The sequence below is a fragment of the Shewanella psychropiezotolerans genome (assembly GCF_007197555.1).
Classification (GTDB): Bacteria; Pseudomonadota; Gammaproteobacteria; order Enterobacterales; family Shewanellaceae; genus Shewanella; species Shewanella psychropiezotolerans.
Map to the genome: position 1 here is coordinate 3,218,909 of NZ_CP041614.1, position 21,846 is coordinate 3,240,754.

Sequence of the window (21,846 nt, forward strand, 5' to 3'; positions counted from 1 at the left end):
TCGACGGGCAAGCGCCCATAAGAAAATGGTTAAAGGCTGGGCAATTCTTGCTTATGGAGTAGGAGGGGAACGGAGCAGCATCGTCTTAATAGCACTGGATGAGAATTCTCCATCTTCTATCACATCAACAAGTTCTTCGGCCTGTTGATCTAAAAATCTCTGCAGGGTTTTATCACCATAGATTAATCCGAGCATCATCTCTTCCGATACATTCTGCTTGGTCATCAATACATTTGCTCTGGCCAATAGATATGTTAACTCGAGGTCATTGAGCTTCTGGTAATTATTGGACAGTCCCAATAGCCAGTCAGGATTAAAGTTCTCCTCGTCACTGATATCAAGCACCTGGAGATAGATTAAATTAGATTGTAAGGCATCAAATTTTTGATAATAGGAGGCCACTCGAGACAGTAATAATATGTCATCTATCTGATAAGCCTTATAGGCTGCTAACACGACTTTCTCAGCTTTCAGATCATTGAAGCGCGTCCAGTGATAGAAGGCTAGGTAGAGATCTTGACTATTCTTGGTGGTGTCTTGAAGCTGAGAAAGGCTTTGTGCACTCAAACCAAAAGCACGAAGTCGGTCGTTCGTTCTCTCTGGATGCAAAATATGTTGTACTCCTGCGGCCAGTTCGATGCATTGATTGTACTTTTCTAAGTTGAGTAGTTGGTGGTATATCTGCTTGCTGGAAGGCGATTCGGTGAACTTTAGCTTATATCTATTACGAATTAAGTCGCCTTTTTCATATCTGCACCAACTATCGGCATGAAGATCGTTACAAAGTTCAGGATTATTTTTACAAATGGTGCCTGTATCTGTTTGTTTTTCACAGCCTGATAGGCAAGAAAATGCAATAAAGCTAACAAATGATGTAATTATTACAAAATTTCTAGTCAAAATAGGCTCCAAGCCAAGTTTTTGCTAATAAAATTACAGCGTTACAAAAAATATCTTGCTAGCCTGAAAGGCTACTTTTCATTACAATAGCGCCGACCAACAGGGGATTATCCCCTATTATTAATTAGAGTATTGGTCTTTTCTTTTTGTTACTCAATCATTTCTGAAAATAAATCGGAAAAGTGAGATAAAGGATCTGTAAATGAGCGCTGATAAACACCTACAAAGCTGGCAAGAACGTTTCGAAATGGCAGAGGCTATGCAGCCTCTGCTTGGTAAATTATATCGTAATCAAGGTGTCGAAGTCGTTTTATACGGTAAGCCGCTACTCAATGCCTCTACCATTGAGATCATCAAGTCACACCGTCTGGTACGTCGTTTTGTTGGCTATAAACTGAGGTTGCGTGAAAGCTTTCCTTTTGTAGAAGCATTAAGCAAACTCGCCGTTAAACAGTGTAAAGTTGATATAGGCAAACTGGCTATCAACTATTGGCGTGAACATGACGATGCAAGTGATATAGAAGCCTATATGAGCCGTGAGCTGGCACCTGCTATCGATCATGATGATACTCAAGAAGCCAGAGATGTTGTGCTTTACGGCTTTGGTCGTATCGGTCGCCTACTTGCTCGCCTGTTAATAGAAAGAACCGGTGTAAGTAATAAACTTCGTCTTCGCGCCATCGTACTGCGTGGTGGTCGTAAGGGCGATTTAGAGAAGCGTGCCAGTCTGCTCAGACGCGATTCGGTTCATGGTCCATTCAATGGTTCTGTTGAAGTCGATGAAGAGAATAATGCCCTTATCGCGAATGGTACTTATATCCAGGTGATATATGCCAACTCTCCAGATGAAGTGGATTATACTAAGTACGGTATCAGCGATGCGTTAGTGGTAGATAACACTGGTATCTGGAAAGACGAAGATGGACTCGGTTTGCACCTAAAGTCTAAAGGCGTAGCTAAAGTCCTCCTTACCGCGCCGGCGAAAGGTCAGATCAAAAACATCGTTTTTGGTGTCAATGAGTCAGATATCCTCAGTGAAGATAAGATAGTGTCGGCGGCGAGCTGTACTACTAATGCGATCACCCCGATATTAAAAGCGATGAATGATAAGTATGGCATCACTAATGGCCATGTAGAAACCATTCACTCTTATACCAATGACCAGAACTTAATTGATAACTATCATAGCGCCGATCGTCGTGGACGTAGTGCACCATTAAACATGGTTATCACAGAAACTGGTGCCGCTAAAGCGGTTGCTAAAGCCTTACCAGCACTTGCAGGTAAGCTAACGGGTAACGCAATCCGCGTACCTACACCAAACGTGTCTATGGCTATCATCTCTTTGAACCTTGAAAGCGAGACAGATAAAGAGCAGGTAAATGAATACCTGCGTGACATGTCACTGCATTCAGAACTTCAAAATCAAATCGATTTTACTGAATCAACAGAAATAGTTTCATCTGATCTTGTCGGTTCACGTTATGCCGGAGTGGTCGATTCACACGCCACCATCGCTGACGGTAACCGTGCCATTCTTTATGTATGGTATGACAATGAGTTTGGCTACAGCTGTCAGGTTGTTGGTGTAATGCAGAAGATGCTTGAGCTTAACTATCAATCATTGCCAAACTGTTAATCAGATCACCTAGCGATTGATTAACGCTTAATGATAAAAAGCCTCGTTAATACGAGGCTTTTTTATTACTACTCAGTATTCCGTCCCGAGAAGAGTTTATACTCAAAATAAAGGCCCTAGTAGGTACCATTTTTTGTTGGGAGATTAATTAGCCTCTATTAAGAACTTTAATACATTAGCTTGCGCTGCTGGACTCTAGAACGAATATTTAACGTTAAAACCACTGTAATCAAGAACTAGGTCATTATTTATCTGTTTAGATTCCACTTGTTGTTCGAACCTGCCGACAACAATAGAAGCAGCCCATCGATTATTGAACTTATAGCCAATGCTTGACCATATGTCTTGAGAATTCAAACTTGAAGAAGCAGTGAGTCTTAAGCCAATACTTGCAGATAGTTTATCTGTGAATTGGTATCCAACTTCTGTTGCCACAGATGGCGCGATAAAGAAGTTACTGGCCTCAGCTAAGTGCTCACCAACGACATAGTCCATTCTCATTGATAGCAAGCTCGTAGTTAGACCTGCACCAACATCAAGCTTCCAGTTGCTGTCCGGTAACAACTCAAACATATAATCAGCAGTGGCATTCCATAGACTATAAGCTACTACAATCTCATTGCCCGCAAGATATGTCTCATTTTTAAACTTCACGTCCTCCCTGTGTTCTTTCTGAGTTCTCGACTCATAAGGAGTGAATGAGAGATTCACATATTGGTTGTCTGCGATCCCAAAGGTGAAGTGAGAAGCTGCATAGGTGTTTGGTTCGTTCTCGCGTCCGAAGTAATACAGATCGAACGGATTATTCACGCCATCGTCAATAATGTTTCTTTTAGTACTTGAACCACCGATAAACAGTGAGTAACTATTACGGTAATCAGTGCTATCTCTAAGGTTGCTGTATCCGTCCCTTGGCTTTTTCTCTCGTCCAAATACATAACTAGCGTTAATCGCGAAACCATCTTTTGTCATCGAGGGGACAAACATTAAATCTGACTGATTGTAAGGGTCCGTAAAATAGAGACTAGTGAGCACTGAGATAGCACCGCCAGCCATGACATCATCCATAAAATGTCTATTTGCGTGAACACGACTAAAGCCAACGAATGCAGCTGCGCCATATGCTGGAACAGCCCAAGCATCACCGTATCTATGATGCAGGTAAGCCGCGCCCGCGAACGCGGCAGAAGTATGGCCGGACGGGAAAGAGTTCGGCTGTGTACCGTCTGGTCTCATCTTTCTATACACGAATTTTAAGCCGTGGGTAATGGATGCAGAGGTTCCCAGCCCTTTAGTTAGCTGCCAAGCCCCTTCAGTATCTCCTATAGCGAGACTTCCTGCCATCGCACCAGCAGGGATAATAATCTGCATCCAGTCGCCTATTTCTGAAATAGTTCCGGTATTGGTTTGCAATATCTCGCTCTTGGCCATGACCGTGGTGCTGAATATGCACGCTGCGATCGCAACTGCCAGTGTGTGTTTTACAAATAGTGTCACCGGGAAATTCTCTTGGTTGTAAGTTGCCTAAACAGAAATGAATAGAGTGGGGGAGTTAGCAATGAATTGGTTTAACTAGTATTCTTTTGGGGTCAAAAATGGTTAGCCTTCAATATTATTTCTTGTCTGATCTTATTGCTCAATTTTTAACTCTGCCTTACTAGTACTTATAGTGATGGCTAGTGTTTTTAGCGCTTGATACTGCAAATTGAGCATTGAACAAACAGAATCCAGCTTAAATTTAACCACAATGATCGTTTTAACATCGGTCAGTTAAAAAAGCCCATTTTTAGTAAGTTTCTTGATTGACTATCACCAGTAAATCGGTAGAATGCCATTCCGCAGTCAAGGGAAAGCTTCTTAAGAAACAACTTGCTGCAAGTAAGATTAATAAATTGATGTAAGCGACATTAGCTCAGTTGGTAGAGCGATACCTTGCCAAGGTATAGGTCATCGGTTCGAACCCGATATGTCGCTCCAATCATCTAAACAAGATGTGTGGCATTAGCTCAGTTGACTCTTTATTGAAATCAACTGTGTATCTTACAAGAAGATAATACAAATTGGCGCGATGGCAGAATGGCTATGCTACGGATTGCAAATCCGTCTATCTCGGTTCGACTCCGGGTCGCGCCTCCATATTTAGATTCTGATGAGTGTTTTCTTTCGAGAGACACAGTATTAACTACCGATAATACGTATCATCAAAATCAACGAGTTTGCCCGAGTGGTGGAATCGGTAGACACAAGGGATTTAAAATCCCTCGCTTAATAGGCGTGCCGGTTCAAGTCCGGCCTCGGGTACCATCATTTCTCTATGAGAACTGGCAATGAGCCTCAACGAAAGTTGAGGCTTTTTTGTATCTACTGTTTGTAGATGATCCTGTTAATGGCTTTTAAAATTCCTCGCTACTCTTCCCTTCTTTTATAAGGAGCAGGGCACGTGCAGATTCAACTCCCTGTTTCAAAATCTGGCTCGAGTACCATATTTATTTGAGAACTGGCAATTAATCTCAACGACAGCTGGGGATTTTCGACTCTAGAATTCCAAAAGAATATTTGAAGTATGACGGAGTTCAAACACAATGATATGAATATAACGATCCTTAAAAAAACCACCTAAATAATCAATTTTATTCATATTATTCTTGATTTACTGCTTGTTACCCCAAATGAAAACGATTTATTCTACTAATATCAAAACTAGCTTTCGATGCCAGACTCACAATGGTATAAAGAGGCTCTACAATCCCCTACATCATCTTTTTAGGAAAGACGTCATGATATTTACTCAGGTTGAACTTGCTCCTGCCGATCCCATTTTAGGCCTCACCGATGCTTTTAAAGCAGATACAAGAACAGAGAAAGTAAATCTTGGGGTCGGCATTTATAAGGACGAGTCTGGTTCGACTCCAATACTTAAGTCGGTCAAACTTGCCGAAGAGAGATTACTTGTCACAGAGAAGAGCAAAAGTTATCTGGGCATCGAAGGCGTCGAGGCGTATAACCGTGTAGTACAAGAACTACTGTTTGGTGCCGAGCATGACGTCGTCAAAAATAAGCGAGCATTAACGGCTCAAGCACCAGGCGGCACAGGCTCGTTAAGAGTGGCCGCTGAGTTTTTAGTGCGTAACACAGAATCAAACACCATTTGGGTGAGTAACCCGACTTGGGCAAACCATCAGAATATTTTTAAATCTGCAGCACTCAAGATTGAACAGTATCGTTATTATAAGGCTGAAACTCACGGTAAAGATTTTGATGCCATGATTGCCGATCTCAAAACGGCAAAAGCGGGTGATCTGGTCTTATTACATGGCTGTTGTCATAACCCAACCGGCATAGACCTCATCGAAGCTGAATGGCACATCATAGCCGACCTCTGCCTTGAGCAAGGTTTAGTGCCATTATTCGATTTCGCCTATCAGGGCTTCGGTACTGGCGTAGAAGAAGATGCACAGGGCTTAAGAATTGTTGCCAACAAGGTACCAGAGCTTATCATAGCTAACTCTTTTTCTAAGAACTTTGGCCTGTATAACGAAAGAATTGGTGCCGTAACTGTAGTCGCCGAGAATCAGGCTGATGTCACTAAAGCTTTTAGCCAAGTAAAGAGCACTATCCGTGGTAACTACTCTAATCCACCGGCTCACGGCGCATTGATCGTCAGCACCATACTCGGTGATAGTGAATTAAAGACGCTTTGGCAAAGCGAGCTTAAAGAGATGCGTGAGCGTATCGCAAAAATGCGCGGCTTATTTGTCGAGACGCTTAAATCTGAAGGGGTTAAACAAGACTTTAGCTTTATCTCTACACAGAATGGTATGTTCAGTTTCTCTGGCTTAACCAAGGAGCAGGTGGCTAAACTTAAAGACGATCACGCCGTGTACATAGTGGGTTCCGGCCGCATCAGTGTCGCGGGCATGACCATTGAAAATATGCCGGTGATCTGTAAAGCCATTGCAGCCGTGCTGTAACTATTAACTAGCACAAAAATGTAGTTAAGTGGTATGTAATCAAAAAGGACAGCGAATGCTGTCCTTTTCTGCTCTTAGCCTTTCTATAAATCATTCTTCTCTATGTCTAGTTCAACCATACTAGCCAAAGCATCGGCAAGAGCCCTTTTGTCATGTAAACCCGCATGGTGTTTACTCACTAGCGGCCGATAAGAGATGATGCCATCCTGATAGCTTTCCTCTGAGTGGCATAAGATCTGATCCACGACTTTAAGCCCTAAGATCTGGTGGCACCAGTCTATTCTCTGCTGTAAAGAAAAGTCCGCAGAGGGTGAAGGCTCACGGGTCAAGTTATCGACTAAGATGACTTTAGCTTTCGATTGATTAAGGGCCGATGCAAATTTCGGTAATAATAAGGGCGGCATAATACTGGTGAGGAAACTGCCAGGTCCTAATATCACTAAATCAGCCTTTCTTACGGCCTCGCAAGCCTCATAGGTAGCAGTCACCATTGGCTCTAACGATAAGGCCATAGGATGAGTGTCCATGCCATCGACACTGGTTTCGCCAAAGACGCGATTACCACAAGCTTCGATTGCCACTAAGTGCGTAGGCTCTTCAGACATAGGGATCACTTTGGTCTCTATGTTAAGCAACTGCCTGATGAGATTGACCGCTTCTAATGGCCTGACACAGAGTTGATCTAAGGCAAGTAAAATAAGATTGCCCAGGTTATGTCCGCTCAATTCATTTTTCCCGGAAAATCGATACTCAAATAACAAAGAGCCGGTAGAAGGCTGGTTTGAAAGTTGAGATAAGCAGTTTCTAAGATCTCCCCAGGCGATACAATCCTGCTGTTGACGTAATCTCCCTGTCGATCCACCGTTGTCCGTAGTGGCGACGACCCCTGTGAGCTTAGCGCCTAGAAATGAAAGAGACGATAATACACGCCCCAGTCCATGGCCTCCGCCAACGGCGACTATGTTTTCAAATTGATTTAATTTGTTATTTTGCATCTGGGTTTTTCCTTCCTGAATACCCAACGAATATGCGCATCATAGGCTTAGGATTATAACTTACAACTAGAGTTTTGTGTGGGGTTTTGTCAATTAAGATATATGACATATAATTGCCGTCAGTTTTCGAAATAAGAGAGAAAAATGAAAACAGGTAGAATCGGAAAATTTACCGTATCCCTGAGTCTAGTGATTGTCATCTTGATTTTTTTAAGGCTTATCTTTATTAAAATTGACGATGCTGATAAGAGTACTCTTGGTAAATTAATTGAAAATGAACAGCCTTTGAGCCTGATCCCGGACTTTGAGTCTATTGCCAACGTGGCTCAAAAGAAGCAAGCCTTCTTCGATTATCTACGCCCGGCAATTCGACATCAAAACGCCATCATTTCAGATGAGCGACATTTTCTTTTACGAAGCTCACAGCATCTTGAAGATGGACTGAGCCTCACCGAAGCCGAGCATTACAGAATTGAAGAGATCGCCAATAAATATCAGTACTCGCCCAGAAGTATCAATCAAAAGACCCTTAGTGAGCTGCTGATCAGAGCCGACATCATCCCTGAGTCTATGGTACTCATACAAGCCGCTAATGAAACGGGTTGGGGCAGCTCTCGATTTGCCAAACAAGGGCTCAACTTCTTCGGCCAATGGTGTTTCAGGAAAGGCTGTGGACTCGTGCCTCAATCACGAACTGCCGGTAAAAGCCATGAAGTTGCAGTATTCGATTCCGTAGCAGACTCGGTGGCATCTTATATGAAAAACCTCAATTCCAATGCCGCGTATGCATTATTGAGATCTATTCGTGCAGATTTACGTGCCCAAGACAAACTTCCCGTTGCAGATCAGTTAGTATACGGATTAGTTAATTATTCCGAGCGACAGGAGGCATATATAGATGAACTCCTGGAGATGTTACGTCAAAACAAGCAGTATTTGGTGGAGAATCATGAAGAAAGGCCTTCTGTTTAGCTGTTTACTCGTTGCTGTTACTTCGGTACAAGCAGCACCAATATCAATACCGTACCAAGGTTTTTATCAAAGGCTTAAACAAGTTAATAAAGGGAACTATCCATTAATTGAGATCGCTTTTTCGGTGCCTGATAAATCCCGGTGCCTGATTAAAAGTGGCACACTCACCACGGAAAAAGAATCTTTTCCCCTGACTATCACAGAGGATCAGAGAATCTTCTTACCCTATGATGCTCGACTCAAGTCAGATAGGGCGTTAGTGAATTTGGATATTGAAGGCTCAGCGGATAATTGCAGTATCTCAATGCAAGTCAGGGCTAAGAACACCAAGCAGAGCTATAGCCAGAAAGAAGTACAAGAAATTCAGGCTGAGATGAACACTATGCTCAGCGATATGCAGGGGTTCCCTATGCGCTATTTTAGCCAAGATATTGCAGGGGTTAATTTTGAGTTTGAGCCTGATAGCAAGACATTGGTTTATATCGATGGTAAAGAGCAAATTGTTACCGACAAACTTAGGCTATCTAGCGAGCAGATAGATAAATTATCTGACATCAAATTTGACGCTAAGCCCCTGGTCATCAGTCCATGGACAAATGGTTAATAATATCAATCGGTATACTGTTTCAAATCAGGTAAACAGATAACAAAAATCCCGGACTAGTCCGGGATTTTTAGTTTTAGCGACGCAATTTAAAGCACGAATCGAATTAGGGAGTATAAGTACTCACGACGTTGATTTTCTGCTCTTTAGTGACTCTACTTGCAGCATCGAGATCGATATGGCCATTATTGGCCACATCGAGAAAATCGAAAGCTGGCAAGTCAGACTCGGCCACATCTCCTTTCAAAGGGGCATCAGCATCTCTTTGCAGTGCAAGGAAATCAAATTGCTCCCGGTCGACCCCCTGGGAAGGCGAAGTATTCTGCATCGCGGTAAAGATTGATTCTATTCGACCAGGATGATCTGCATCCCATTGCTCTAGCATGGCTTTAACCGATGCACGTTTCAGGTTTTCCTGAGAGCCGCAAAGATTGCACGGAATGATGGGAAATGATTTCAGTTCTGCATATTCGGCGATATCTTTCTCGCGCGAATAAGCCAGTGGCCTTATCACCATGTTAGCACCATCATCGGACAACAGCTTAGGCGGCATGGCTTTCTGTTTACCAGCATAAAACATGTTGAGGAACATGGTTTCTATGATGTCATCTCTGTGATGCCCTAAGGCTATTTTAGTCGCCCCGATTTTCTGAGCGAAACCATAGAGGGTGCCTCGACGAAGTCGTGAACACAAAGAGCAGGTCTTTTGCCCCTCAGGGATCTTAGATCTGACGATAGAGTAAGTGTCTTTCTCGAGGACATGGTAAGGGACATTGAGAGTATCAAGGTAATTGGGCAGCACTTCTTCAGGAAAACCTGGTTGCTTCTGATCTAAGTTAACCGCCACGATTTCAAACTTGATTGGTGCTCTCTGCTGAAGATTGAGCAAGATATCCAGCATAGCGTAGCTGTCTTTGCCCCCAGAGAGACAACACATCACGCGATCACCTTCTTCTATCATCTGATAGTCAGATATCGCCTTACCCACTTCGCTACGTAGTTTCCTTTGTAGCTTACTCATGCGGGTGAGCTGTGTTTTTGAGAGAATGTCGGACATAAAAAACGCGCCTAATTACACTTGAATTCTGGGCGCGTATTATATAGTAAAATGAGCAGATTTAGAACCAAGCTGACCGACTTCTTACTCTGACATAACTGCTCGACTTAGTCTTTCTCTAAGGGGGAGCGGTAACCATCGGGTTTAATTGCCAACAGATCACAGTTAATGCTGTCGATAACGTGCTCGGCAGTATTACCAATCAGAGCCGCTGAAAAACCGGTACGGCCTACAGTGCCTAAAATCACTAACTCAGCATCTATCTGCTGGGCGATATCAGGAATAACATCTTCAGGAAGACCTTCTTTAACATGACAAAAATCACTGGAAATATCGAAACTGTTTGCCAGGTAGCTGATTCTTTGCTCATGCTGCATCCGAATAGTTTCTCCATAGGTATGGGCATCGAAATCGGGGAGTTCTATGGCAAGATTAACCGGTGTTCCCGGATAACCGTTAACAAGATGTACTTGTGCATCAAATTGCTTTGCCAGGTCTTTGGCATACTCGATGATCTTGCCGTTGAGTGTCTGATGATCATCATCTTCAGAGCCCACATTGACGGCGCAGAGTATTTTACCTGCAACAGGCCAAGCATGATCTTTAACTAATAGCACAGGTACCGGGGATTTTCGCATCAGATGCCAGTCGGTAGGCGTGAAAATGACAGATTTAAGCTTATCGTGAAGATGTGTTCCTTTCACTATGATGTCGAAATTTCCCGAGATAGCAAATTGAATAATGCTCTCGAAGGGACGATTATGCCAAATCACTTCACTTTCGATCTGCACTTTTTCGTTGGTATAGCCAATTAGCAGCTCTTCTAACCAAGCCTGACGTTGAGATATGACTCCTTGGCGCATCGCTTCTCGCTCGTGACCCGAAAGAATCGAGGTCATCTCATAAGAAAAATCAAAGATAGAGAGAAACACCGTAATATCGGCACTATTAGGAGAGGCTAGCTCGATGGCTCTGGCGAGAGCCGGTTGTACATCACTTGTTGGATCGATAACAACTAAGAGTTTCTTTAAATCCTTCATAGTCACTCCTTAATTCAGACAATGAATTAATAATGAGCTAAAGAGAACAAAATGCAATGATTTTAATCACAATTTGGCTAAATTGTTGGTATTAAACTAAATAGTAAAATGTAGGCGAGGAGATGGGTAACCTGAAAAGTGGGCCGGGTTACCCGATATCGTTTATCTTGCGATGGCGTGATTGCCGGCTAGCTCAGCTAGCGCGTCGAAATTGATGATGGTGATGTACTTACCTTTGACTTCTATCAGTTCAGCTTTTTGAAAGCGACCCAGTAAACGGCTAATGGTCTCAACGGTCAGGCCTAAGTAGTTACCGATATCACCACGAGTCATGGTTAATCTAAACTCTTTAGGTGAGAAGCCGCGGCTGCCGAAACGATTGGCTAGATTACTGATAAAGGCGGCGAGACGCTCTTCGGCATTTTTCTTACTCAGTAAGAGTATCATCTCCTGATCGCTCTGGATCTCATGACTCATCAAACGCATCACTTGTTGCCTCAACTTAGGCATGGTACCTGTGAGTTCATCCAAGGTGCCGTAAGGGATCTCACACACCATAGAGGTTTCTAAGGCTTGAGCAAAACTTTGATGCTGTTGGGAGTGGATGCCGTCGAAACCTATGACATCACCAGCCAGATGGAAACCAGTGATCTGTTCATCACCTTGCTCTGTGATAGTAAAGCTTTTGACCGTACCGGAGCGAATAGCGAATAGCGACTTTAATGGGTCACCTGACTTGAAAATCTGTTCACCTTTTTGAATCGGCTTCTTTCTTTCGATAACTTCATCGAGCTGATCGAGTTCGTTGCTATTGAGAGTAAAAGGAATACACAAGTCTGCCATACTACAGTCATGGCAATGGATGGCACCTCCAGGCACTGACGAACGACGACTCTTACTATTATCTGTCATAGTGTTTCTCAAATGTCACAATTAGTCCTATATTAAACTAATTTAATAAACTCAGCTAGCGAAGCTGGGCAATTGCAATGTATAAAGTTTGTAAACCAAACAGCACTAAGATCAAGCCACTGATCAATCTGACGGCTCGGTTCTGTACCCAGCGGCCAAACAGATTTGCCGCCATGCCGACACTTAAGAGTGCCGGTAAGGTACCAAGCCCAAACGCCGCCATTATCATAGCGCCTTGCTGAGCAGAGTTAGCCGCAACAGCCCAAGTTAACGTGCTGTAGACCAGGCCACAAGGAAGCCAGCCCCACAACATACCACCGACAAACGCCTGGGGCATAGTTTGAATGGGCAAAATCCGTTTAGCTAGGGGGGAGAGGAAGCGCCAGAGGTACTTGCCAACACGCTCAATTTGCACCACACCGGACCAAATTTTAGCTATGTAGAGACCCGTGGCTATCATCATTAAGCCTGCTATCACTCTTAGAGTGATCAGGTACAGATCAATATCGAACAGTAGCGCTAATGCACTGGCAGAGCCACCGACCAAGGCGCCAGCCAAGGCGTAGCTCAAAATGCGACCCAAATTATAACTAAGCATGAAGCGTAGCTGAGATACAAATTGGCTTTGGTGCCTCGACTTAGGTAACTGAGATGAAAAAGCGCCGATAAGACCGCCACACATGCCAATACAATGACCCGCTCCCATCAAACCGACGAGGAAAGCGCCGGTAACATTGTAATCAATCAAGAGGATGTGGAGTCTTTAGATTCACTGTTTTTAGTCTCAGTATTTACAGGCTTATCATCATCGAACAGTATCGATACGCTCTGTCTATCGAGATCATCAAATTGTTCGGATTTAACCGCCCAGAAAAAAATGCCGATGGCGATCAAGACAAACAGCATGGCGATAGGGATTAATACATAGATAATACTCATAAACGAACCTTTAATAATCTGAGACTGTTGCCCACAACGATAAGAGAACTCGCGGACATACCAAGCGCGGCAACATAAGGTAAGACATGTCCTGTTACGGCGAGGGGAATTATAAACAGGTTATAACCCAGCGCCCAGAATAAATTTTGTTTAATGATCCTGTCAGCTAACTTAGCGACCTTGACAGCATCCGTATAACGAGAGAGTTTATCGCCTAATAAGATAAGATCGGCCGAGCTTTTCGTTATCGCGGCGCCACTGCCCATGGCAATGGAGAGATTAGCCCCGGCTAGCACGGGAGCATCATTGATACCGTCGCCGAACATGGCCACATTCGACCGGATCTGATACTGACGAACCAGTTGCAGCTTACCTTCCGGACTCAGGCCCTTGTTGACATCGTCAATGCCTATCTTATTCGCTACCTCTTCCACATGATTCGACGAATCTCCGCTAGCAATAGAAACTCGACAGCCATTCTCTTTTAACTGCTTAACGGTTTCGGCGGCATCGCCTCGAATGGCATCGACTAACAAAAATTTCGCCAAGATTTGTGACTCATCGACCAGGTAAATAGCTTGCTTGGTGCTATCAGTGATATCAGTAGTACCAACAAATGCGGCGCTGCCAATTCGGTATTTCAGACCATTGATTTCACCGCTGAGCCCTTGTCCGATATGGTTTTTACTCTGCATAACACGCAAGTTTGGATCACGGTATGACTCGAAAGCTTTTGCTATGGGATGCTGTGAGTTCGCTTCTAGGCATGCGGCAATAGCGAGGACCTGCTTCTCATCCGTAGCGGTGAGAAGCTTGGTTGATTCTATCTTTAGGTTGCCGCAGGTGAGGGTGCCTGTTTTATCGAATACCACATGCTGGATCTGAGTCAGCTTCTCAAATACTCCGGGGGTTCTTGCTATCACGCCGATGCGGGTAAAGATCCCTGTCGCACAGGTAACAGCAGTGGGAGTAGCAAGAGCTAAGGCGCAAGGGCAAGTGGCAACCAACACCGACAATGTGACCCAGAAAGCATCTTCAGGCCAATAGATTTTCCACACCACATAGGTCAGTGCGGCAACGACTAAAATGGTCCAGGTAAAATAGTTTGAGATGCTATCCACATAACGTGCGACTTTTGGCTTGTTGTTAGATGCCGCCTCCTGTAGGCGGATGATTTCAGCGACCAATTGTTCCTGACCGACTGCAGTCACTTCGACCCTGATAGGCTGCTCGACATTGATAGTGCCCGCATAGACTTCGCAGCTTAGAGACTTGCATACTGGCATCTGCTCGCCGGTGAGCATGGCCTCATTGAGACTAGAACAGCCATCGACAATAAGACCATCGGCAGCAACCACTTCACCAGGTTTGACTAAGATGATATCGCCGACCTTGAGTCCCTTAGCCGGAATATCCTTAGCACCGCCTTCTGTGATCAAGTGTGCGGTTAACGGCACTAGCTTATGTAAGTTACTCGAGCTTACCGAGGCTTTTTGGCGTGCATTTTGTTCAAAATATCGCCCCAAAAGCAAGAAAAAGGTAAACATGCTCACGGACTCGAAATACACTTCACCATTGGCGTTAATAGTCGCGATGCAACTGGCAATATAAGCCCCTAAGATGGCGATTGAAACCGAGACATCCATATTGAGCCTGCCACTAAATATGGAGCGGATGGCACTGAAATAGAAGGGCTGTGCCGAATAGAAGACCACAGGTGCGGCAAAGATAAGGCTAACCCAACGGAAATAATCACGAAACTCGACGTCGAGATCGGTGAAGTAACCTGCATAGAGGGCGAGGGCGAACATCATCACCTGCATGGTGGCAAAGCCAGCCAAACCTAGCCTTAGCAGGTATTGCCGACTATTTTTCTTGCTGAGTAATTCTTGTTCGTCCACCTGATAGGGGGCGGCTTGATAACCAATGGCGCTGATTTGATTGAGAATGGCACTGAGCTTTATCTTTTCTGGTAACCAGGTAACCAGAGCACGCTCGGTAGTGCTGTTAACCTGGATTTTGATGATACCCTCCACATGCTTAAGCTTATGCTCAATAAGCCAGGCACAGGCGGCGCAGGTGATGCCGTCTATCGACAATGACACCGTCGATGTATCACTCTCCTTATGGACAAAATCTTCCTGTACTTCGGCGAGGTCGAATGCACAGAAGCTGCTGAGTTCTTCGGGCACTATGGCATTTTGTTTGCTACCGGGCTCGGTACGGAATTTATAATAGTTGGTTAACCCCGCATCTATGATCGCCTTAGAGACAGCCTGACACCCGGGACAACACATAGGCTGTTCTTTATCATTAATACAGGTAGTGAATTGTGTATCCGTTAATACCGGCTCTCCACAATGGAAACAATCGAGGGGATTCATAATCACTGCCATTAACCTGCTTCAATGTACAATCATCAAGTCGAATTCAATCATGTACAGAGTCGACTTGGTTCTTATTGATAATTATTCATGCAAATGAACCGACCTTTGCCGGCTCATTTGATTACGCCTGACGAATCTAGTTTAACCAATATTGACCGTCATCGGTTATTTCGAGTCGTTTCTGGATACGCCATTTACGGTCATAGCCGTCGAGTCTCACTTCCCAACTACCTGTGATAGGTTGCTCGAGTGCAATCCGATAAATCTGATTGCCATCTGCAGTCACGACTTGGGTAAAATCACGTGCTTTGATGGTGGGGTGAAAAAACTCGACATTCATCGCGGCCAGATAAGGCTCACCACCATGCTGTGTGATGGTTAACGTGTTGTCATCCACTATCATCTCGAACTGCAGTCCGAGTTGCTTAGCATACTTGATTTTCTTCAGATCCCTATTGATGCGCTTACCATCTTTATAATAATCTTCAGACACCAAGGAATCTTTGTTGACGACGGCAAGGTAGAGCAAGTTGACGCTCGCCACGACAGCGCAGAGGGGTAAAATAATTAAGAACCAAGGCCAGAACTGCTTATACCAGGGTTGTTGCTTGTTCATCTGTCATACCTATTAAAATAATTGATAATATTTTACCGTGAAAGGTGTGATATAGCACTCTAAAAAAAAGGCCCCGATGAGATCGAGGCCTTTATGTTACTTAGATGTAACTACTTGTTTGATAAGCTATATACATAAGCTGTGATAACGTGAACTTTCTCTTCACCCAACACATCTTTCCAAGCCGGCATCACCCCACTTCGACCATTCTTAATGGTCTCTTGGATTACGCCACGGCTTCCGCCGTATAGCCACATGTTGTTAGCAAGATTAGGTGCACCCATCATCTTATTACCGGTGCCATCCATACCATGACAGGCGAAACAGCCCTTCATGAATGAACCTTGACCCTGAGCCGCAAGCGCCTCATCGTGATCACGACCCGATAACTTAACTACGTATTCAGCTAAACCTTTAATTTCGCTGTCTTCGATAGGTAAACCACCTTTAGGTGGCATCATGCCATGACGACCATTCATGATAGTGGTCTTAATCGTGGCTAACTCGCCACCATATAACCAATCACCGTCAGTCAAGTTAGGAAAGCCTTTACTGCCGCGAGCATCACTACCGTGACACTGTGAGCAGTTTTGTAAGAACAAACGACCACCAACTTTCAGTGCTTCTTCGTTGTGAACCAGCTCATCCAGAGGCGTATCAGCATATGCCTTGAAGATAGGGCCATACTTTGCATCGGCACGCATCACTTCTTGATCATACTGAACCCAACGACCTTCGTCTTTAGCCAAGGCAATAGCGGCTTCAGAATCGGCCTTAATGCCGTTCACTGTGCCTATGCTTTGGTTAGAGCTACTCCAGCCAAGGAAACCTTTGAAGTTACCCAGACCCGGATAAAGGGCCAGATAAATCAAGGCAAAGACGATAGAGATATAGAACATATAACTCCACCATTTTGGCAGTGGGTTATTCAGCTCTTCAATACCGTCGAAGTTGTGGCCCATCGACTTGCCTTCTTCAACACCTGTGTAGTTTTTAGAAACGGCTCTTAATAAAAAGAAACAGCCTGCGATCACAACCAATGTCAGGACTGTGATCCAAATACTCCAGAAAGTACTCATCACTTATTCTCTCCTGACTTTGTGTTCGTCTCATCTTCAAACACAAGATTAGCCGCTTCGTCGAATTGATCCTTACGACGCGAGCTATAAGCCCATGCAAATATACCCAGGAAGGTAAACATCACAACGATCGTGATTATGCCTTGTATAATTCCGTAATCCATATCATACCTCCTATTATTTCAGTGCATGTCCTAGGGACTGCAGATAGGCGATCAGTGCTTGCATCTCAGTCTTACCTTCGACGGCAGCTTTTGCTCCAGCTAACTCCTCATCGGTGTAAAGGTCATTACCCTTATAGCCACCTTTGTGGAAGTTGAGTAGAATTTCCATCTTCTTTCTGGTCAATTCGCCATCTAGCTTGTTCTCGGCTAACCAAGGGAAACCAGGCATATTCGACTGAGGCACCACGGCGCGAGGATCGATCAAGTGAACTTCGTGCCACTTGTCGCTGTAACGACCGCCAACACGGGCAAGATCCGGTCCAGTACGCTTAGAGCCCCACTGGAAAGGGTGATCCCATACAGATTCGCCAGCAACCGAGTAGTGACCATAACGCTCGGTCTCGGCGCGCAGTGGACGGATCATCTGGCTGTGACAGTTATAACAACCTTCACGGACATAGATATCACGACCTTCGATCTGCAACGCTGTGTAAGGAATCAAACCATCAACAGGCTCGGTAGTGTCTTTCTGAAACAGCAGGGGAGTTATCTGAACCAAACCACCAAAACTAATGGCGATGACGGTGAAGATACCTAACAGACCGATGTTTTTCTCGACTAACTCATGATTAAATTTCATCTGATCTACCCCTTATGCTTCTGCTAATGCAGGCAAGGATTCTTTAGGCGCTCTTACTGTCTTAATCACGTTGAATGCCATAATGAACATACCCGTCAAGAAGAAACAGCCACCGAGGAATCGGACAAAGTAGAATGGATATGAGGCTTCAATACTTTCAACGAAGCTATAAGTCAGAGTACCGTCGGCATTAACTGCACGCCACATCAGACCTTGCATCACACCAGAAATCCACATAGATACGATGTACAAAACAGTACCAATCGTTGCTAACCAGAAATGAACGTTTACTAGATTAGAGCTATACATGCGACCGTGTCCGAAAAGAACAGGGATCAGATGGTAAAGCGAACCAATTGAAACCATAGCAACCCAACCTAGCGCACCAGAATGAACGTGACCAATGGTCCAGTCAGTATAATGAGATAGTGCGTTAACGGTTTTGATTGCCATCATTGGGCCTTCGAAGGTAGACATACCATAGAAAGACAATGAAACAACAAGGAAACGTAAAATAGGATCGGTTCTCAATTTATGCCAAGCGCCGGATAGTGTCATGATACCGTTAATCATACCGCCCCATGAAGGTGCAAATAGGATCAATGACATCGCCATACCCAGAGATTGTGTCCAATCAGGAAGTGCCGTGTAATGTAGGTGGTGAGGACCAGCCCAGATGTACAGTGCAATCAGTGCCCAGAAGTGAACAATTGACAGACGGTATGAGTAAACAGGACGACCCGCTTGCTTAGGTACGAAGTAGTACATCATACCCAGGAAGCCCGCTGTCAGTAGGAAACCAACGGCGTTATGACCATACCACCACTGTACCATGGCATCCACAGCACCAGAATAGATGGAGTATGACTTCCACATACTTACCGGTACAGCCATAGAGTTAACTATGTGTAATACGGCAACCGTGATAATAAATGCGCCAAAGAACCAGTTTGCCACATAGATATGTGAGGTGGTTCGTTTGACAATAGTTCCGAAGAAAACGGCGCCGTATGACACCCAGACTAAGGTAATGAGGATATCAATAGGCCATTCCAGTTCAGCGTACTCTTTACCACTGGTGATACCTAGGGGTAGTGTGATTACTGCTGATAGAATGACGGCTTGCCAACCCCAGAACGTAAATGCGGCTAACTTAGGCGCAAATAGCTTGGTTTGACAGGTTCGTTGGACGATATAGTAGGATGTTGCGAAAAGTGCTGAAGTACCAAACGCGAATATCACGGCATTAGTATGCAGTGGTCGAAGACGACTGTATGTTAACCATGGAGTATCGAAGTTTAGTTGTGGCCAGATTAGCTGTGCCGCGATCAATACACCGACAGACATACCAACTATTCCCCACAACACAGTCGTGAGGGCAAATTGGCGGACTACGGTGTAATTGTAATCAGCGCCTTGAGGCTGGGAATGGTTCATCATTTTGCTTCCACTGCTTATTACTTATACTTATAGTTTGAGTAAATTATGACTTTACCCGTTAAAAAGACACAAATGCCGCTTTCCTACGGAATCACGGTAGATGTGTCAACGTGTATCCTTGCGATAATTGTATTATTAACAAGGTAAAGCAATGATACTTGAGCCATATCAAAAAAGATAGGAATTGTGCGTGGTGAAATGTTGATCTAGATCAACCTACGCAATAGAATGTAACTACTTTTTATATAAAGGTTAATTTTTGTGCTACGTGTTAACTTATCCGTTAAATTGAGCCTCTACACACCACTGATCTTGGCATTCTTATGCTCAGCCTGCTCGCCTCAACAACAAGCCGAAACAGACTTCCCAGCCTCTATTTTTGTCAAAGACACCAGCTTATGTAACTTTAGTCAGGCTTCATGTAACAAACAAGTAACTGGTATCAATTTGTCACTTTTGATCACCCCCTTTAACACCCCCAGTGAAAAGCCGCTAACCATTGAGCTAGCTAGCTCTGAGGCCATTAATGACGTTACCATGAGAATCGAAGGAAGAGACATGTTTATGGGGTTATCCCAGTGAAACTGTCTAAACTTAATGAAAAGCAATATAATGGTCAACTGATATTCGGCTCTTGTAGCAGTAACTATATGGTTTGGCGTGCCTTTGTTAATTTCACAAAAAACGGCGAACCACAGGTCGCCATTTTTGACTTTCTTGCCGATAGCGGTAAATAACAGACTTAACCGCTAACTCGCCGTGATATCCAGTTCTGCGTTTTGATCGCTAAATTCCTCTTTAACTTGGGTGAATACATCTATGTTATCGATAAAGACTTTGAGTAAATCAGGATCAAAATGGTTGCCAGCGCCTTCTTTCATCACCTTCATCACCTCTTCGATAGGCCAGGCAGGTTTATAACAGCGGGCGTGAGAGAGGGCATCGAACACATCGGCAATAGCCACGATACGTGCAAACACATGAATTTCAGTGCCTTTCAAACCCGAAGGGTATCCAGATCCATCGTATTTCTCGTGGTGTTGTAACGCTATGGTGCTGGCAGCTTTAAGAATAGGCCGCTCCGAGTTGGCCAATATTTGATAGCCTATCTCGGGGTGCTGACGCATGATCTGCCACTCTTCAGCATTCAGTTTACCGGGTTTTAGTAATACGGCATCTGGGGTCGCAATTTTACCTATGTCGTGCATGGGGGAGGCGTGTTTGATCAAATCCGCTTCATGCACTTGCATGCCAGAAAGGAGAGCCAACTTGTAACAATACTCAGCCATTCTCTTCACGTGGTAAGCTGCTTCTTTCGAGCGACTCTCGACCACATCGCCCAAGCGTAGAATGAGCTCTGACTGTGTATCTTCTAGTTCTTTATTCAATAACAGATTCTCGAATGCTACGCCGACATTAATCGCAAAAATGTCGACCAGCTTCTTATCCATATCGTCTATCTTATTGATCCCATCCATATAGAGCAGATTAATCCAACCACTCTTAGCCGGAAAATATCCAACGAAACAGTCTTCCTCATAGAGACAGCGTTTCTTTCTTAACGCCTCTTCCAATAAGGACTTGATACGATCAGGTACAGGTTTGTCATGATGACTGGAAAATTGCCCCGTTCCAGCCAGGATATGCATACTGTCGGTATTTACGTCTTCACTCATCGCATCCATAGCATTACAGGATAGCAATAAGGTTTGCGTGTCTAAATTCAGTAGATTAGCAACTTGTGTCAACAAGCCATCGGCAAAGTTGTGTAAGGTACGTAGCTCAAACAGTCCAGATGTCGCCTGAAGAACACGCTCTAACCCTTTGCGGTGTTTAACTTGATTAGCTCTTGCTGTTTCAACTTCTATGATGTCACGATATGAGCGAAGAGCAGAGTAGACACTGGTCACTAGTTTACGAGAATCTAGCTCAGCTTTGGCCTTATAGTCATTAATATCGTAATTGACGATAACATCTTCTTCGGGCGCCTGGCCGGGTTGTCCTGTCCTCAAGATTAAACGGATAGCAGCATTTTTAAGATCCTCCCGTATCCATTTTACTAACTCTAAACCTGCATGGTCACTTTCCATCACCACGTCGACAAATGCCATGGCAACATTGTTCTCGTTAGAGAGTATCTGTTTTGCCTCTTCCCCACTGTATGCATTGATAAACTCTAGGGAGCGGCCATCGAGCTTAAATCTTGAAAGCGCTAACTTTGTCACCGTATGGACATCGGGTTCATCATCGACAACGAGGATCCGCCACGCCGGACCCGACGCAACTTCTTGCGTCTTCTTTTTGCCTGAAAAGAGGGGGCTCTTTTTTGCTATATCGATCAGCATTAGACAACCTCAATAATGTTAAAAAAACTTTCATCCCTATACATTGAGTGTAGATCAATGTTTAGAACAGTGAATACCTGACGACAAAAAACTCAATTTGTTTATTCCATATTTATATAGACCTTAGAAACGAGCCTGCTATTACT

Annotated in this window: 19 protein-coding genes, 3 tRNA genes and 1 pseudogene; 8 read left to right on the forward strand and 15 right to left on the reverse strand. The window is 44.2% G+C overall.

From position 1 onward, the window contains the following. Positions 1-51: 51 nt before the first annotated feature. The gene (locus FM037_RS14215) at positions 52-900 is read right to left on the reverse strand and encodes a DUF2989 domain-containing protein (RefSeq protein WP_144046542.1); all 849 of its coding nucleotides are present in this window, start codon (positions 898-900) and stop codon (positions 52-54) included. A gap of 202 nt (positions 901-1,102) precedes the next feature. Here FM037_RS14215 and FM037_RS14220 point away from each other — a divergent pair, with 202 nt between their 5' ends. Continuing rightward, a complete protein-coding gene (locus FM037_RS14220; RefSeq protein ID WP_144046543.1) occupies positions 1,103-2,539 on the forward strand; it encodes a glyceraldehyde-3-phosphate dehydrogenase in 1,437 nt (478 codons plus the stop codon). Between the two features lie 195 nt (positions 2,540-2,734). Here FM037_RS14220 and FM037_RS14225 read toward each other — a convergent pair whose 3' ends face one another. Further along, a complete protein-coding gene (locus tag FM037_RS14225) occupies positions 2,735-4,036 on the reverse strand; it encodes a phosphatase PAP2 family protein (RefSeq protein ID WP_229381201.1) in 1,302 nt (433 codons plus the stop codon). 404 nt (positions 4,037-4,440) lie between these two features. Between FM037_RS14225 and FM037_RS14230 the strand changes: the two genes are divergently transcribed. The 4 genes from FM037_RS14230 (at position 4,441) to FM037_RS14245 (ending at position 6,510) form a co-directional block, all read left to right on the forward strand. Further along, positions 4,441-4,516: transfer RNA gene (locus FM037_RS14230), tRNA-Gly, on the forward strand. Positions 4,517-4,601: 85 nt separating this feature from the next. Next, positions 4,602-4,675: transfer RNA gene (locus FM037_RS14235), tRNA-Cys, on the forward strand. Between the two features lie 82 nt (positions 4,676-4,757). Beyond that, positions 4,758-4,843, forward strand: a tRNA-Leu gene (locus tag FM037_RS14240). Between the two features lie 473 nt (positions 4,844-5,316). Further along, positions 5,317-6,510: an amino acid aminotransferase gene (locus FM037_RS14245; RefSeq protein WP_144046544.1), complete on the forward strand. Its 1,194-nt coding sequence runs from the start codon at positions 5,317-5,319 to the stop codon at positions 6,508-6,510. A gap of 83 nt (positions 6,511-6,593) precedes the next feature. On the opposite strand, the gene yvcK is transcribed toward FM037_RS14245, so the two are convergent. Continuing rightward, positions 6,594-7,505 (reverse strand): uridine diphosphate-N-acetylglucosamine-binding protein YvcK, encoded by a 912-nt coding sequence (gene yvcK, locus FM037_RS14250; protein WP_144046545.1) that lies wholly within the window; start codon positions 7,503-7,505, stop codon positions 6,594-6,596. Positions 7,506-7,649: 144 nt separating this feature from the next. Here yvcK and FM037_RS14255 point away from each other — a divergent pair, with 144 nt between their 5' ends. Next, positions 7,650-8,477 (forward strand): glucosaminidase domain-containing protein, encoded by an 828-nt coding sequence (locus FM037_RS14255; RefSeq protein ID WP_144046546.1) that lies wholly within the window; start codon positions 7,650-7,652, stop codon positions 8,475-8,477. Further along, positions 8,455-9,081 carry a DUF2987 domain-containing protein gene (locus tag FM037_RS14260; RefSeq protein WP_144046547.1) on the forward strand — a complete coding sequence of 209 codons (627 nt, stop codon included), beginning with the start codon at positions 8,455-8,457 and terminating at the stop codon, positions 9,079-9,081. The genes FM037_RS14255 and FM037_RS14260 overlap by 23 nt, the downstream gene beginning before the upstream one ends. Before the next feature lie 106 nt (positions 9,082-9,187). Here the strand turns inward: FM037_RS14260 and ttcA are convergent, their stop codons facing one another. From ttcA to ccoN, 11 genes are all read right to left on the reverse strand, one after another. Beyond that, a complete protein-coding gene (ttcA, locus tag FM037_RS14265; protein ID WP_144046548.1) occupies positions 9,188-10,138 on the reverse strand; it encodes a tRNA 2-thiocytidine(32) synthetase TtcA in 951 nt (316 codons plus the stop codon). Positions 10,139-10,245: 107 nt separating this feature from the next. After that, entirely contained in the window at positions 10,246-11,178 is a 933-nt protein-coding gene (gene uspE, locus FM037_RS14270; RefSeq protein ID WP_144046549.1) for a universal stress protein UspE, read from the reverse strand. A gap of 162 nt (positions 11,179-11,340) precedes the next feature. Next, the gene (gene etrA, locus FM037_RS14275; protein ID WP_144046550.1) at positions 11,341-12,090 is read right to left on the reverse strand and encodes an electron transport transcriptional regulator EtrA; all 750 of its coding nucleotides are present in this window, start codon (positions 12,088-12,090) and stop codon (positions 11,341-11,343) included. A 55-nt stretch (positions 12,091-12,145) separates the two neighbouring features. Further along, entirely contained in the window at positions 12,146-12,838 is a 693-nt protein-coding gene (locus FM037_RS14280) for a sulfite exporter TauE/SafE family protein (RefSeq protein ID WP_144046551.1), read from the reverse strand. Then, positions 12,835-13,029, reverse strand: coding sequence for a cbb3-type cytochrome oxidase assembly protein CcoS (gene ccoS, locus FM037_RS14285; protein ID WP_144046552.1), 195 nt, complete (start codon positions 13,027-13,029; stop codon positions 12,835-12,837). The genes FM037_RS14280 and ccoS overlap by 4 nt, the downstream gene beginning before the upstream one ends. Next, the gene (locus tag FM037_RS14290; protein ID WP_144046553.1) at positions 13,026-15,413 is read right to left on the reverse strand and encodes a heavy metal translocating P-type ATPase; all 2,388 of its coding nucleotides are present in this window, start codon (positions 15,411-15,413) and stop codon (positions 13,026-13,028) included. The genes ccoS and FM037_RS14290 overlap by 4 nt, the downstream gene beginning before the upstream one ends. A gap of 139 nt (positions 15,414-15,552) precedes the next feature. Beyond that, positions 15,553-16,032, reverse strand: a complete 480-nt coding sequence (locus FM037_RS14295; protein WP_144046554.1) for a FixH family protein — start codon at positions 16,030-16,032, stop codon at positions 15,553-15,555. Between the two features lie 110 nt (positions 16,033-16,142). Next, positions 16,143-17,111 carry a cytochrome-c oxidase, cbb3-type subunit III gene (gene ccoP / locus FM037_RS14300; protein ID WP_144048962.1) on the reverse strand — a complete coding sequence of 323 codons (969 nt, stop codon included), beginning with the start codon at positions 17,109-17,111 and terminating at the stop codon, positions 16,143-16,145. Next, positions 17,111-17,275: a cbb3-type cytochrome oxidase subunit 3 gene (locus tag FM037_RS14305; protein WP_144046555.1), complete on the reverse strand. Its 165-nt coding sequence runs from the start codon at positions 17,273-17,275 to the stop codon at positions 17,111-17,113. Before FM037_RS14305 ends, ccoP begins: the two co-directional genes overlap by 1 nt. A 13-nt stretch (positions 17,276-17,288) precedes the next feature. Then, positions 17,289-17,915, reverse strand: coding sequence for a cytochrome-c oxidase, cbb3-type subunit II (ccoO, locus tag FM037_RS14310; protein ID WP_077751443.1), 627 nt, complete (start codon positions 17,913-17,915; stop codon positions 17,289-17,291). A gap of 12 nt (positions 17,916-17,927) precedes the next feature. Next, a complete protein-coding gene (gene ccoN, locus FM037_RS14315) occupies positions 17,928-19,355 on the reverse strand; it encodes a cytochrome-c oxidase, cbb3-type subunit I (protein WP_144046556.1) in 1,428 nt (475 codons plus the stop codon). Between the two features lie 261 nt (positions 19,356-19,616). Here ccoN and FM037_RS14320 point away from each other — a divergent pair. Further along, positions 19,617-20,092, forward strand: a pseudogene (locus FM037_RS14320) (hypothetical protein). Positions 20,093-20,104: 12 nt separating this feature from the next. Here FM037_RS14320 and FM037_RS14325 read toward each other — a convergent pair. Next, on the reverse strand, positions 20,105-21,700 hold the full coding sequence (locus tag FM037_RS14325) for a DUF3369 domain-containing protein (RefSeq protein ID WP_144046557.1): 1,596 nt from the start codon (positions 21,698-21,700) through the stop codon (positions 20,105-20,107). Positions 21,701-21,846: the final 146 nt, after the last annotated feature.